Source organism: Nocardia aurantia (genome assembly GCF_009604425.1).
Classification (GTDB): domain Bacteria; phylum Actinomycetota; class Actinomycetes; order Mycobacteriales; family Mycobacteriaceae; genus Nocardia; species Nocardia aurantia.
Genome location: NZ_WEGI01000004.1, coordinates 164826 through 178162 on the forward strand (window position 1 = coordinate 164826; position 13337 = coordinate 178162).

The following is a 13337-nucleotide window of genomic DNA, read 5'->3' on the forward strand; positions in this document are numbered from 1 at the left end:
CCGGCCGCATGGCCGTAGGCTCCGGATGTGGGCGAGTATCCGAGATTGCGTGCCATTCCCGGCGGCCGGCCGGATTCCGAACCGGCGACACCCGAACCGGCGGCGCCCGAGCCGTTGTGGCGTGAGGTGCTCGGACAGCGGCTGCGGGTGCTGCGGCAGGAGCAGGGGGACACGCTCGCCGATACTGCCCGGCGGGCCGGGGTCTCCCCGCAGTATCTGTCCGAGATCGAGCGTGGCCGCAAGGAACCATCCAGCGAGATGATCGCCGCGCTGGCGGGTGCGCTGGGCACGGACCTCGGCGGCCTCACCCAGCAGGTCGCGCACGAGCTGCGGACCCTTCGTACGAGCCTCTCCCCGCAGCGGCGCACCGGGCCCGTTCTGCTCGCGGCCTGATCCGGGATCGGCGGGCTGGGTAATGGGCGGAGCCGCAACGGTATTCACTCGCCGATTTCTCGAGCAGGCCTGCGACACCCGTCGGCGGCTGGTGGTCGAGTACGCCGCCTCCGGCGTGCTGATCCTCGGCACCCACTTCCGGCCGCCGGGCACCGCGTCACCGACGGTGACGCGGTGCGGTTCCGGCCGCTCGGCGCCTGATCCGGTCGTTCAATCGCGCGGGCCCAGCACGGTGTCCACGAGCCCGTAGTCGACGGCGGTCTGCGCGGTGAAGACCCGATCCCGGTCGGTATCGTGCCGCAACGTCTCCACGGCCTGCCCGGTGTGGGCCGACAGGATCGCCTCGATCTCGGCCCGCATCCGCACCAATTCGTCGGCCTGCAGGATTAGATCCGGAATCGCGCCCTGTCCGCGGGTGGCGGGCTGATGCAACACGACCCGGGCATGCGGCAGCATCGCGCGCCGGCCGCTCGCGCCGCCGGCCAGCAGCACCGCACCGACCGCGATCGCCTGTCCCACACAGGTGGTCGCCACCGGAGACTGGATGTGCTGCATGGTGTCGTACATCGCGAGCATCGCCGGAAGCTCGCCGCCCTCGCAGTTGATGTACAGATTGATCTCCTGCCCGGGACTGTCCGCATCCAGATGCAGCAGTTGGGCGATCAACGCGTTGGCCACTCCCGAATCGATCGGAGTGCCCAGATAGACGATCCGCTCGGTCAGCAGATGCGAATAGACGTCCATGATCCGCTCGCCACGCGGATGCTGCGCGATCACATTCGGAATCGTGTAACTGGTCATGAGATTCCCACCCGCTGCCGCCGCGGCATCACCTGTGCGAACGAATCCACGATGCCGTCGATGAACCCGTACTCCCGGGCCTGCTCGGCCGTGAACCACCGATCGTGCAGCGAATCCTCGTAGATCCGGTCGAACGGCTGCCCGGTGTCGTCCGCGATCAACCCCAGCACGGTGTTCACGGTGTGCCGCAGATCGTCCGCCTGCACCTCCACCTCACCCGCGCTGCCGCCGATCCCCGCGGACCCCTGATGCATCAGAATCCGCGCGTGCGGCAACGCGAACCGCCGCCCGTGCTCACCCGCGGACAGTAGGAATTGCCCGGCGCTGCACGCCAATCCGAACGCCAGCGTCGACACCGCACACGGCACCAGCCGCATGACATCCCGGATCGCCAGCATCGCCGGCACCGACCCACCCGGCGAATGGATCCACAGCGAGATCGCCGTCTCCGAATCCTCCGCCGCCAGCGTCAGCAACTGGGTCGCCAGCAATGTCCCGTTGTCGTCGTCGAGCGGCCCGTCCAGCACCAGAATCCGCTGCGTCAGTAGTTGTTCCCGTGCCCGCCAGCCGAACAGCGGGGCCTTGTCGTCTTCAGCCATGCACCCACCGTGCCCGGGCGCCCGGTCCTCGAGCCATACCTCGCTGCCGTGAGCAGATCTGCTGTGAGCAGCGGGAATTACCGCCGCAATGGGTTCGGGTATTTCCCCGGAATAATTCGATTCGAGGTTCGACCAATGCGAAGACAGAACAGTGAAAAACGGTCGTTATCACTGGATGACTTGGCGATGGCGGCGACGTATATTTACAGCGTTGCAGGTATTCGAAAGGAAGTCGTAGCAATGTCTTTGAATGCGTTCGATCCGCGAGTGCGGGAGGTTTTCGTGACGACCGCTGAACGGCTTCGTGTCGAAGGGAGGCTCGAAGGGCGACTCGAAGCGCAACGAGAGGTTGTGCTGATGATGCTCGAACTGAAGTTCGGGCCGTTGGCCCCGGTGCAATCCGAAGCTGTTCGTTTCGCTACGGGCGAAGAGCTGGATTTCTGGCTGCATCGGATTCTCGATGCACGACAGATCGACGATGTTCTCGTTGCCTGAATTGTTCTGAAGCGAATATTCGGTTTTGCAGTACCGCGTGTGGAAATTCGCCGGTCACGGAGTTCGGGTGCGTGACGGAGTTCGGGGCGAGAATCGTGCGATTCCCGCCCCGGGTCCGGGACCTACTGTGCGTCGAAAGTCCGTGCGCGCAGCGAGCGTTCGATGCCGGCCTTGCCCTCCACGACCAGGCGGCGCAGGGCCGGGGGGTGGTCGGTGGAGAGGAACTTGTCGGCGACGGCGACGGCTTCGTCGGTGATCGCCCAGTGCGGGTAGAGGCCGACGACCACGGTCTGGGCGACCTCGCTGGAGCGGCGTTCCCAGACGTTCGGGATCTCGGCGAAATACCGTTCGACGTAGGACTCGAGCAGGGCGGACTGGCCGCTCGGGGCGAAGCCGCTGACGATGGCGCGGGCGGTGATGTTGGGGACCGTGTCGTCGTTCATGGCGGTCTGCCAGGCGTTTTCCTTCACGTCGGCCAGTGGGCGCGCCGTGGCGGCGGCTGCCGCGTGGCGGCGGCCCGCGGCGGTGGGGTCGCGGTCGAGCTCGCCGTCGATGAAGGGGGTTTCGACGCTCTCGCCGTCCACCTCGCCGGCGGCGGCCAGGGCCGAGACGATCCGCCAGCGGAGGTCGGTGTCCACGACCAGGCCGGGGAGGCCGACCGTCGCCGGGTCGGCGTCCAGCAGTTCGGTGAGGACCTCGGTGTGCCAGGCCGACAGGCGGGCTCCGGTGAGGGCATTGACGAAGGCCAGCTGGTGGTCCGAGCCTGATTCGGCCTCGCGGGCCAGTTCCAGCAGGCGGTCGGCGAAGGCGGGCCAGCCGGTGTGCTCCGCCCATGCCGGGTCGGCGTAGCTGCCGAGCGCGGTCTGCGCCTGCATCAGCAGACGTTGCACCACACCGATTTCCGATTCCGCGGCCACGCCGCTCTGTACCAGGGCGACGAAGTCGCGGGCGCGCATCTCCGCCTGACGGGTCATCTCCCAGGCCGCCGACCAGCACAGGGTGCGGGGGAGCGATTCGGCGATGTCGGAGACCCGGGTCACCACCGTCTCCAGTGATTCCGGATCCAGCCGGACCGAGCAGTAGGTGAGATCGTCGTCGTTGATCAGGACCAGTTTGCCGCGGCCGACGCCGATCAGTTCGGGGACCTCGGTGCGGTCCGCAGCCTCGAGATCCAGCTCGACGCGCTTGGTGCGCACCAGCTTTCCGTCCTGCTCGTCGTAGACGCCGATCGCGAGCCGGTGCACGCGGTGCTCACCGGCGCCCGGCGCGGCGCCCTCCTGCACGACCGCGAAGCGGGTGAACACACCGTCGGCGACCTCGAAGTCCGGGCGCAGGATGTTCAGGCCGGTGGTCTTCAGCCACTGCGCGCCCCAATCGGAAAGGTCACGGCCGGAGGACTTTTCGAGCGCCCCCACCAGATCGTCGAAAGTGGCGTTGCCGTAGGCGTGTTCGGTGAAGTAGTCGCGCAGGCCCGCCAGGAACGGCTCCAGGCCCACGTAGGCGACCAGCTGCTTCAGCACGGAAGCGCCCTTGGCGTAGGTGATTCCGTCGAAGTTCACCTCCACGGCGTCGAGGTCCGGAATGTCGGCGGCGATCGGATGGGTGGACGGCAGCTGGTCCTGCCGATACGCCCAGGATTTCTCCACGTTCGCGAACGTGGTCCAGGCGTTGGTGTACTCGGTGGCCTCGACCTGGCACAGCACCGAGGCGAAGGTGGCGAACGATTCGTTCAGCCACAGGTCGTCCCACCACTTCATGGTGACCAGATCGCCGAACCACATGTGCGCCATCTCGTGCAGCACCGTCTCACAACGCCGTTCGTACGAGGCGCGGGTGACCTTGGAACGGAACACGTAGTCCTCGAGGAACGTGATCGCGCCCGCGTTCTCCATCGCGCCGGCGTTGAACTCCGGCACGAACAGCTGATCGTACTTGCCGAACGCGTACGGCACCCCGAAGTTTCGGTGGTAGAAGCCGAAACCCTGCTTGGTCTCGGTGAACAGCCGTTCGGCGTCCATGTGCTCGGCCAGCGAGGCGCGGCAGTAGATGCCGAGCGGGATCTCGCCGTGCTCGTCGGTGTAGGCGTCGGTCCACTTCGCGTAGGGACCGGCGATCAGGGCCACCAGGTAGGTGCTCATCCGCGGCGTGGTGCCGAAGGTGTGCTCCACCGCGTCGCCGACGGTCCGGGACGCGGTGGCGGCGCTGTTGGAGATCACCTGCCAGTCCGCGGGGGCGGTGACGGTCAGGTCGTAGGTGGCCTTCAGATCCGGCTGGTCGAAGCAGGCGAAAAGCCGCTTGCAGTCGGCGGTTTCGAACTGGGAGTACAGGTACACCCGGTCGTCGGTCGGGTCGACGAACCGGTGCAGGCCCTCGCCGGTGTTCGAGTACTCGCAGTCGGCCTCCACGACCAGCTCGTTGCGCTCGGCGAGCCCGGTGAGGGTGAGCCCCTTCGACTCGTCGTAGTCGCCGATCTCGACCGGCACGCCGTTCAGCACCGCCGACCGCACCCCGGCCGCCACGATATCGATGAAGGTCTCCGTGCCCGGCGAGGCGGTGAACGTGACCGTCGACCGCGAGGAGAACGTGCCCGTGCCGGCGGTGACCGGAACGGTCAGGTCGAGTTCGACGCGATAGTTGTCCACCTGGACCGTCGCGGCACGTGTGACAGCCTGCTCACGGGTGAGGTTCGGTGCGGACATGGGACTCCTTCGCTCGTCGGCGATACGGAACGCGGCCAGAGCCCAGAATGCCACGTTCCGTTCGCCGAGTTCTCGCCGCGCGGAAGCCGCCCTGTTGAAAGCTGTGTGCAGGGTCCGGCGCGGATCGCCGCGGAGGCGATACCGCTCCGTGCTCGAGCGGTGTCGGAACCGGCCGGTAAGGTGACCGCGACAAGGGTCGTCGGCGGCGGATTCGGAGGAGCGGCGTGAAGCATATCCATGCAGGCAAGGTGCGCGACCTGTATGAGGACGGCGACTCGCTGATTCTGGTGGCCTCCGACCGGGTCTCGGTCTACGACGTGGTGCTGCCGACCCGCATCCCGGACAAGGGCGCACTGCTGACCAAGCTGTCCAACTGGTGGTTCGAGTTCTTCGCCGATGTGCCCAACCACGTGGTGTCCACCACCGACGTACCGGCCGAGTTCTCGGGCCGCGGGGTGCGGGTGAAGCCGCTGAAAATGGTTGCGGTGGAGTGCATTGCCCGCGGTTACCTCGTCGGCTCCGGCCTGAAGGAGTACGAGCGCACCGGCGCGATCTCCGGGGTGACGCTGCCGCCGGGCCTGCGCGAGGGCGACCGGTTGCCCGAACCGATCTTCACGCCGACCACCAAGGCCGCCGAGGGCCACGACGAATTCATCACCTTCGACGACGTGATCGCCCAGGAGGGCCGGGAGGTCGCCGATCGGTTGCGTGATTTCACGCTCGAGATCTACACCCGCGGTGCCGAGCACGCCGCCGGCCGGGGTGTCATCATCGCCGACACCAAGCTCGAATTCGGCTGGGACGGGGATGTTCTCACCCTCGGCGACGAGGTGCTCACCTCCGATTCGTCCCGGTTCTGGCCCGCGGGCGAATGGGAACCGGGCCGCGCGCAGCGTTCCTTCGACAAGCAGTTCGTCCGCGACTGGGCGACGTCGACCGGCTGGGACAAGGAACCGCCGGGCCCGGAGATCCCCGCGGAGGTGGTCGCGGCGACCCGGAAGAAGTACGTCGAAGCGTACGAACTGGTCACCGGCGACACCTGGGAATGACCTCTGTTGCGGCGAGTCGCAGTGACGCCTCGCGAACGCCGCGCCGGGACAGTGCATTCGGCATTACCGTGATTCCACACGCACGACCGCGGCCGCCGGCCCGGGTGCCGTGCGCGGCGCGGACCGGACGGTCTGCGCAGTGGAGTTCGAGGTGAGGTGAGCACGACCATGGACCATCCGATGACCGGCGCACAGACGGTCGCCACGTTACTGGCGTACTGGGCGGGGGAGACCCCGTCGGCGCCGTTCCTGGTGTTCGACGATCTGGCGGGGAACATCGAATTGGTCGACTATCGCGGCACGATGGCGCTGGCCCGGCGCGGCGCGGCCGTGCTGTCGGGGCTGGGAGCCGGCCGCGGCGACCGGGTGGCACTGGTGCTGGACAACAGTGTCGAGTTCTTCGCCTGCTGGTTCGGCGCGGCGCTGACCGGTTCGGTGATCGTGCCGCTGTCGCCGCAACTGCGGGCCGACGACCTCGGTTACGCGTTCGGCCATGCCGGCTGTATGGCGGTGGTCTGCGGGCCGGCGCAGGCATCGGCGGTACGCGCCGGCACCCCGTTGCCGGTGGTCGTGACCGGGGCTGATTTCGACCGTCGCGCGGCCGGCCTGGTGCCGACGCCTGTCCGGGTGCGACCGGAGGATCCGCTGGCGATCCTGTACACCTCGGGGACCACCGATCGGCCCAAGGGCGTGATCGTCACACACGCCAACTATCTGACCGCCGGGCTCACCGTCGCGCACGGGCTGCGGATCCGGTCGGACGATCGCTGGCTGGTGGTGCAACCGCTGTTCCACGCCGATGCCCAGTACTACTGCACCATGTCGGCCCTGGTGTCGGGTGCGTCGATCGCGGTGGCCGCGCGGTTCTCCGCGACCCGCTGGGCCGCCCAGGCGTGCATCCACGGCGCCACGCTGACCAGCCTGTTCGCCTCGTCGCTGCGAATGATCCTGGCCGCGCCGGAAACTCCGTACGACGCGCAGAACCGATTGCGCGCGGCGCTGTTCGCGCAGAACATCTCCGAGGCCCAGTTGGTCCGTTTCCGCACCCGGTTCGAATGCCCGCTGCGGCAGCTGTACGGCATGACCGAGACCGTGGCGCCGCCGCTGCTCAATCCCCTGTTCGGCCCGCACGACAACGCCACCCTCGGCCTGCCCACCGCCTCCGGCCGGGTGCGGGTGGTCGATCCGGACGGTCTCGACGTCGTGCCCGGCGAGGTGGGTGAGCTGTTGGTCGGCGGCCTGCCCGGGTACACACTGATGGCCGGGTACCACGACGACCCCGAGGCGACCGCGGCCGTACTCGCGGACGGCTGGCTACGCACCGGCGACCTGGTGCGGTTGCGGCCGGACGGCTTCATCGCCTTCCACGACCGGGCCGACGACGTGATCCGGCGCCTCGGCGAGAACATCTCCGCCGCCGAGGTCGAGCGGGTGCTGGCCGACCACCCCACCGTGACCGACTGCGCGGTGATCGGCGTGCCCGTGCCCAACGGGGAGGAGTCGATCGTCGCCTTCGTGGTCTGCCATCAACCGGTTCCGCACGTCTCGGAACTGCTCGCGCACTGCATCGAATGGCTTCCGCGAGCGAAGGTTCCGGACCGGATCGACATCGTCGACACCCTGCCGCGCACGGTCATCGGCAGGGTCCGCAAACAGTTGCTCCGGGTCGGGGCCCTCGCCACCGAGCTGGCGGCGGGCTGAGCGCTACAACTCGATGTCCGGGTCGGCCAGCCGCTGCGGATCGGCCGGCCGGCCCGTGACGATGAGTTCCTTGATGCGATCGGTGACGTCCCAGACGTTCACGTTCATCCCGGCGAGGACCCGATTGCCCGAATCCAGCCAGAACGCCACGAATCGGCGTCCGGCCGCGTCGCCGCGGATCACGATCGAGGCGTCCTGCCCGGGGGCGACGTAACCGGTGTACTCCATGCCCAGGTCGTACTGATCGGTGAAGAAGTACGGCAGCCGGTCGTAGACCGCCGGACGGCCGAGCATGGTCGTCGCCGCCACCTCCGGCTGATTGAGGGCATTCGCCCAGTGCTCCACCCGGATTCGGCGGCCCAGCAGCGGATGCTGCTGATCGGCGATATCGCCGACGGCCACGATCGAGGGGTCGGAGGTGGCTAGACTCTCGTCCACCAGAACGCCCTCGCCGGTCGGCAGATCGGCGTCGACGGCCAACTCGACATTGGGCCGGGCGCCGACCGCCAGCAGCACCGCGTCGGCCTCGATCACGGTGTCGTCGGTGAGCCGGACCCCGGTGGCGCGCCCGTCGGTGGTGACGATCTCCGCGACCCGGGCCCCGCAGCGCAGATCGACCCCGTGGTCACCATGCAGGTCGGCGAACACCGCGCCGATCTGCCTCCCGAGCGCCGCCTGGAGGGGGACGTCCTCGGCCTCCAGCACCGTGACCTCGAGACCCGCCTCCCGGGCCGCCGCCGTGACCTCCAGGCCGATCCAGCCGCCGCCGATGACCACCAGCCGGTGCGCCGCGCCGAACAGGGTGAGCAGCGCGTCGGACTGCTCGATGGTGCGCAACTCGTACACGCCCGCGGCGTCGGTACCCGGAATCGGCAGCCGGCGCGGGCGTGAGCCGGTCGCCAGCGCCAGCCGATCGTACGGGACGGTCGAACCATCGTGCAGCGCAACGGTTTTCGTCGCACGGTCGACAGCGGTGGCTGTGGTGTCGAGGCGCAGGTCGACCTCGTGCTCGCGATACCATTCGGGCGGATGCACGGTGAAGTCCACCAGCGCCTTCTTGCCGAGCAGATGGTCCTTCGACAGCGGGGGCCGCTCGTACGGCGGATGCGACTCCGCGCTGATCAGCGTGAGCGCTCCGGTGTACTCCTGGGCCCGCAGCTGCTCGGCGAGCTTCGCCGCGGCGAGCCCACCGCCGACGATGACGAACCTGGAATCCTCGGTCATATCGGACCTTCCTGCGCCGGCCGCGCCGCGGTGTCGTGCGAATTCGGTGTGGTCGAACCTCTGCTGTCGCCGATCTCCCGGGGACTACCCGCCCCGGCCCGTCCGACACTACTGGGCGGCACCGACAACCCCGGAAATAAAGGGAAGTTTCCGGCGTTGATGTCGGTCGACGGCCGTAGTGTGCCGCCGCAGAGACACCAACCTCCGGAGAGGACTACCGACGTGACGACCGCACAGACCGGTGCCAAGGACCGTGTCGACTTCTGGTTCGACCCGTTGTGCCCGTGGTGCTGGATCACCTCCCGCTGGATCCTCGAGGTCGAGAAGGTCCGCGACATCGAGACCCGCTTCCACGTGATGAGCCTCGCGGTCCTCAACGAGGGCCGCGACCTGCCCGAGCAGTACCAGGAAATGATGAAGACGGCGTGGGGCCCGGTCCGCGTGGCCATCGCCGCCGCGCAGGAGCACGGGGACAAGGTGCTCTCCCCGCTGTACACCGCGATGGGCACCCGCATCCACAACCGCAAGGACGAATACGAGCGCGAGGACCGTGCCGAGACGTTCGCCGCGGTCGTGGCCGACTCCCTCGCCGAGATCGGCCTGCCGGCCGAGCTCGCCCAGGCGGCCGGCAGCACCGACTACGACGAGGAACTGCGCGTCAGCCACCACGCCGGCATGGACAAGGTGGGCCCGGACGTGGGCACGCCGACCATCCACATCAACGATGTGGCGTTCTTCGGCCCGGTGCTGTCGCGTATCCCGCGCGGTGAGGAGGCCGGCAAGCTCTGGGACGCAGCCGTGATCCTGGCCGCCTACCCGCACTTCTACGAGCTGAAGCGCACCCGCACCGAGGGCCCGCAGTTCGACTGACTGGTCGCGGCGGCTCGCATCCCCGCCGGATGCGAGCCGGACAGCGCTGGGCCCCAGTGAAATTCGATGGACACCCGAGCCGGCCCCGGAGACCATCGACCGATGACTTTCGACATCCGCACCGCCGATCTCGACGCGATCAACAGCGCCACGAAGTACCCCTCGATCCCGACGTACCACGGACTCGGCGAGCGCGGAGCGCTGACCGACACGGTCGTCGAGTTCGACGGCCCGGTGCTGGGCACGGAAAAGGTCGACGGCACCAACTCCCGGATCATCACCCTGCCCGACGGCTCCTGGCTGCTCGGCAGCCGCGAGGAATTGCTCTGTGCCCGAGGCGATCTCATCGGCAACCCGGCACAGGGCATCGTGGCGGCGCTACGAGACCTCGCTGAGTCCCTGCCGCCGGCCGACGGCGTCGTGCGGGTGCTGTACCTGGAGTTGTTCGGCGGCAAGGTCACCGCCGCCAGCAAGCAGTACACCACTGAGCGCGCCGTGGGTTTCCGCCTGTTCGACATGGTGGTGCTGCCCGACTGGGCGGACCTGTTCGCGCGCCCGATCGCGGAGATCTCCGCGTGGCGCGAATCGGGCGGGCAACCCTTCGTCACCGAAGCCGAATTGATCTCCGCGGCAGCAGATTTCGGTATCGAGCCGACACCCCGGCTGTTCACGATCGACGCCGCCGAGCTACCGCGTGAGATCGGCGCGATGCGCGACTTCCTCACCGATCGGCTGCCGGAAACTCGTTGCCGCCTCGATCCGGGCGCGGGCGGCCACCCGGAGGGCATCGTGCTGCGCAGCCCGGATCGCGCGACGATCGCCAAGGCGCGCTTCGACGATTACGACCGCACCCTCCGCCGCCGTCAACGCGCCTGAATTGTGTCGGCAGGCGCTGACAGCAGTACGTACAACATGTGATGACCAGGCCGGACAATATTCGGCCCGAGTCGGGATGACAGGATTTGAACCTGCGACCCTCCGCTCCCAAAGCGGATGCGCTACCAAGCTGCGCTACATCCCGGAGGCGGGCCGGAGTGTCCGGGGGACGACTGACGGTCCCACCAGAGCGGGCGACGGGAATCGAACCCGCACCATCAGCTTGGAAGGCTGAGGTTCTACCATTGAACTACGCCCGCGCGCATCCGACACCTATGGGATCGCCACGATGTCGTCTGCGCCTGAGACTGTACCGAACGTCACTCACCGAACGCCAATCGACCTGGCCTCGGTGGGTGCGGACGGGAGAAGCGGGCAATTGCGGCGGGGTTTACGTCCGGTTCGATTATTTCTCGGCGCGCCGCGCCGCGACACGCTCGCGAACCGTGTAACGCCAGGTCGGCAGTCGCGATCTCACCGGCGAATCGCCATTCGCGAGGTGCCGGAACAGGTTGTAGAACAGCATTTTTCGGTACCGGGTGGCTTGCTAGGATCCTTTTTGCCGGACGGGGGTATCTGGAAAGGGGGCGGTGAGCGTGCGCCGAGCAGGGTGTGCCGTACCGCATGACAGTGAGCACGACCGGGAGGGCGTGACCGGCCGGAGGGCCGGCACCGGCATCGTCTGCGCTGGGTGAGCGACCATGCGTACCGAGTTCGATACGCAGATCGCCGCCACCACTCGCGACTGGGCCCGTGCCGTCCACCCGGGCAGCGGCATCGCCGCGTCCGCCGAAGAGCTGGAACGCAGGTTCGGCTCGATGATCGATGAATTGCTTGTTTTGGCGGGCTCGGAACCATTTCCGGTGCCCGCCGCCCGCGCGATCGGGCGGCGGTTGGCGGAGGAGCCGTTCGAACGGACCCGGATGCTGGCCCCGGCGTCGCGCGCGTTGCTGGGTTTCGCTCCGGGCGAACCGGGTTCGCTGGTGGCGACCCGGTGGCCGTTCGTGGCCAGCCACGCCATCGACAGCTATGCCGAGGCGTTGCAACAGCGCGCGCTGGCGCTGCAGGAGCGGAACCTGAACGCCGCCGTATCGGTGCGGGTTCAGGAGATCGCCGCGCTGCAGCACCGGTTGCAGCACGAGGCCACGCACGACGCGCTGACCGATCTGGCCAACCGTTCGCTGCTGCAGGAACGGGTGCTGTCGATGGCGGCCGACCGGACCCGCGGGGTCGGGCTGCTGCTCATCGATCTGGACGACTTCAAGCAGGTCAACGACTGTTATGGCCATGCCGTCGGGGACGAGGTGCTGGTGGAGATCTCGCGCCGGCTGCGATCGGCCGCCCCGGGGGAAGCGGTCGTCAGCAGGTACGGCGGCGACGAGTTCGTGGTCGCGCTGCCGGCGTGGCGGAACACGTTGCGGGAGGCCGCTATGCGGGTGCTGGCCGCCCTGCAGGAGCCGATCCGGACCGCCGCCGGGCCGGTCCCGGCTTCGGCGAGCGTCGGCACGGCGTTCTGCCCGGCGAACCGCGCCTGTGACTTCGCCGACCTGCTGCGCAGCGCCGATCGAGCCATGTACTCGGCGAAGACGGCCGGCAAACGCCGGTTCGCCTTGGCGCCGGTGGAGGACGACGAGGAGGACATCGACACCGGCGGCCTGCCGACCGTCGCACTGCGCTACGGAGCCGCCGTGGCGGGATGAGCGGGCGGCATATCAGCAATTTCCCGGCGAAATTCGGACTCCAAGTACTCTGGACGACGTGGCGCTACTGCTGATACTTCTGGTTCTCGTTCTGCTGGTATTCCTCGCGGCGACGTTCGTCAGCCGGGGCAACCGCACCCGCGCGGCCACCCAACTGGCGGATGCCAAGGCGGAGGCGCGGCGGCTCACCGAGCGGCTCGGCGGCCAGGTGTACAACCTGACCGGCACCGACGAGGCCTCCAAGCAGGCCCTCGCCGACGCCGGCGAGCGGCTCAACGCGGCCGGCTCGCAGATCGACCAGGCGACCACCGTCCCGCAGGTCCGGCTCGCGAAGGAGACGGCCGTGGAGGGCCTCTACTACGTGCGCGCCGCCCGCACCGCGATGGGCATGGACCCGGGCCCCGCGATTCCGGAACTGGACGGCCAGCGCACGGCCGGCTCGGTCACCGAGGACCGCAGCATCGACTTCGACGGCCGCCGCATCGAAGCCTCCCCGAACCCCACCGGACGCACTCCCAACTACTACCCGGGCGGCATGGTCTCGGGCCGCCCGGTCCCGGCCGGCTGGTACTCCGAACCGTGGTGGAAGACCGCCCTGGTCGCCGGCGCCTGGGGTGTCGGCTCGGTCCTCCTGTTCGACGCCCTGTTCAGCGGCATGTCCGGAGTCGCCTACGGCGCCACCGGTTTCGAGGGCGGCTACGGCGACGGCTACCAGGACGGCTTCGCCGCGGGCGCCGACCAGGACTACTACGGTGGCGGTGACTACAGCGGCGACTTCGGTGGCGGCTACGACTCCGGTGGCTACGACGGTGGCGGCTACGACTCCGGCGGCTTCGGCGATTTCGGTGGCGGCGATTTCGGCGGTGGCGGCGGTTTCGACGGCGGCTTCTGACCCGCGACCATCCTCCGTTTTCACGGGAATGGCACGGC

At 68.4% G+C, this 13337-nt stretch carries 12 protein-coding genes and 2 tRNA genes; 8 read left to right on the forward strand and 6 right to left on the reverse strand.

The features are described from left to right. The first annotated feature begins 27 nt into the window (after nt 1–27). Nucleotides 28–393, forward strand: a complete 366-nt coding sequence (locus NRB56_RS10085) for a helix-turn-helix domain-containing protein (RefSeq protein WP_319942795.1) — start codon at nt 28–30, stop codon at nt 391–393. 210 nt (nt 394–603) lie between these two features. Here the strand turns inward: NRB56_RS10085 and NRB56_RS10090 are convergent, their stop codons facing one another. Next, complete coding sequence (locus NRB56_RS10090) at nt 604–1194, reverse strand: ClpP family protease (RefSeq protein ID WP_153340746.1); 591 nt, start codon at nt 1192–1194, stop codon at nt 604–606. Then, nucleotides 1191–1793 (reverse strand): ClpP family protease, encoded by a 603-nt coding sequence (locus tag NRB56_RS10095; protein WP_153340748.1) that lies wholly within the window; start codon nt 1791–1793, stop codon nt 1191–1193. The genes NRB56_RS10090 and NRB56_RS10095 overlap by 4 nt, the downstream gene beginning before the upstream one ends. Before the next feature lie 135 nt (nt 1794–1928). On the opposite strand from NRB56_RS10095, the gene NRB56_RS10100 reads away from it, so the two are divergent. Continuing rightward, nucleotides 1929–2288, forward strand: a complete 360-nt coding sequence (locus NRB56_RS10100; RefSeq protein WP_153340749.1) for an RpnC/YadD family protein — start codon at nt 1929–1931, stop codon at nt 2286–2288. Nucleotides 2289–2410: 122 nt separating this feature from the next. Here the strand turns inward: NRB56_RS10100 and pepN are convergent, their stop codons facing one another. Beyond that, nucleotides 2411–4987 carry an aminopeptidase N gene (pepN, locus tag NRB56_RS10105; RefSeq protein WP_153340751.1) on the reverse strand — a complete coding sequence of 859 codons (2577 nt, stop codon included), beginning with the start codon at nt 4985–4987 and terminating at the stop codon, nt 2411–2413. 224 nt (nt 4988–5211) lie between these two features. On the opposite strand from pepN, the gene NRB56_RS10110 reads away from it, so the two are divergent. Continuing rightward, nucleotides 5212–6036: a phosphoribosylaminoimidazolesuccinocarboxamide synthase gene (locus NRB56_RS10110; RefSeq protein WP_319942796.1), complete on the forward strand. Its 825-nt coding sequence runs from the start codon at nt 5212–5214 to the stop codon at nt 6034–6036. 156 nt (nt 6037–6192) lie between these two features. Continuing rightward, entirely contained in the window at nt 6193–7737 is a 1545-nt protein-coding gene (locus NRB56_RS10115; protein WP_319942797.1) for an AMP-binding protein, read from the forward strand. Nucleotides 7738–7740: 3 nt separating this feature from the next. Here the strand turns inward: NRB56_RS10115 and NRB56_RS10120 are convergent, their stop codons facing one another. After that, nucleotides 7741–8961 carry an NAD(P)/FAD-dependent oxidoreductase gene (locus tag NRB56_RS10120; RefSeq protein ID WP_153340753.1) on the reverse strand — a complete coding sequence of 407 codons (1221 nt, stop codon included), beginning with the start codon at nt 8959–8961 and terminating at the stop codon, nt 7741–7743. Nucleotides 8962–9183: 222 nt separating this feature from the next. On the opposite strand from NRB56_RS10120, the gene NRB56_RS10125 reads away from it, so the two are divergent. Next, nucleotides 9184–9831: a mycothiol-dependent nitroreductase Rv2466c family protein gene (locus NRB56_RS10125; protein WP_319942798.1), complete on the forward strand. Its 648-nt coding sequence runs from the start codon at nt 9184–9186 to the stop codon at nt 9829–9831. A gap of 102 nt (nt 9832–9933) precedes the next feature. After that, nucleotides 9934–10707 (forward strand): RNA ligase family protein, encoded by a 774-nt coding sequence (locus NRB56_RS10130; protein ID WP_153340755.1) that lies wholly within the window; start codon nt 9934–9936, stop codon nt 10705–10707. Between the two features lie 71 nt (nt 10708–10778). Here the strand turns inward: NRB56_RS10130 and NRB56_RS10135 are convergent. Together NRB56_RS10135 and NRB56_RS10140 are read right to left on the reverse strand one after the other, a co-directional pair. Further along, nucleotides 10779–10852: transfer RNA gene (locus tag NRB56_RS10135), tRNA-Pro, on the reverse strand. Nucleotides 10853–10896: 44 nt separating this feature from the next. Next, nucleotides 10897–10967: transfer RNA gene (locus NRB56_RS10140), tRNA-Gly, on the reverse strand. 441 nt (nt 10968–11408) lie between these two features. On the opposite strand from NRB56_RS10140, the gene NRB56_RS10145 reads away from it, so the two are divergent. After that, nucleotides 11409–12407: a GGDEF domain-containing protein gene (locus tag NRB56_RS10145; protein WP_153340757.1), complete on the forward strand. Its 999-nt coding sequence runs from the start codon at nt 11409–11411 to the stop codon at nt 12405–12407. Nucleotides 12408–12456: 49 nt separating this feature from the next. Beyond that, nucleotides 12457–13299, forward strand: coding sequence for a GA module-containing protein (locus NRB56_RS10150; RefSeq protein WP_153341286.1), 843 nt, complete (start codon nt 12457–12459; stop codon nt 13297–13299). Nucleotides 13300–13337 lie beyond the last annotated feature (38 nt).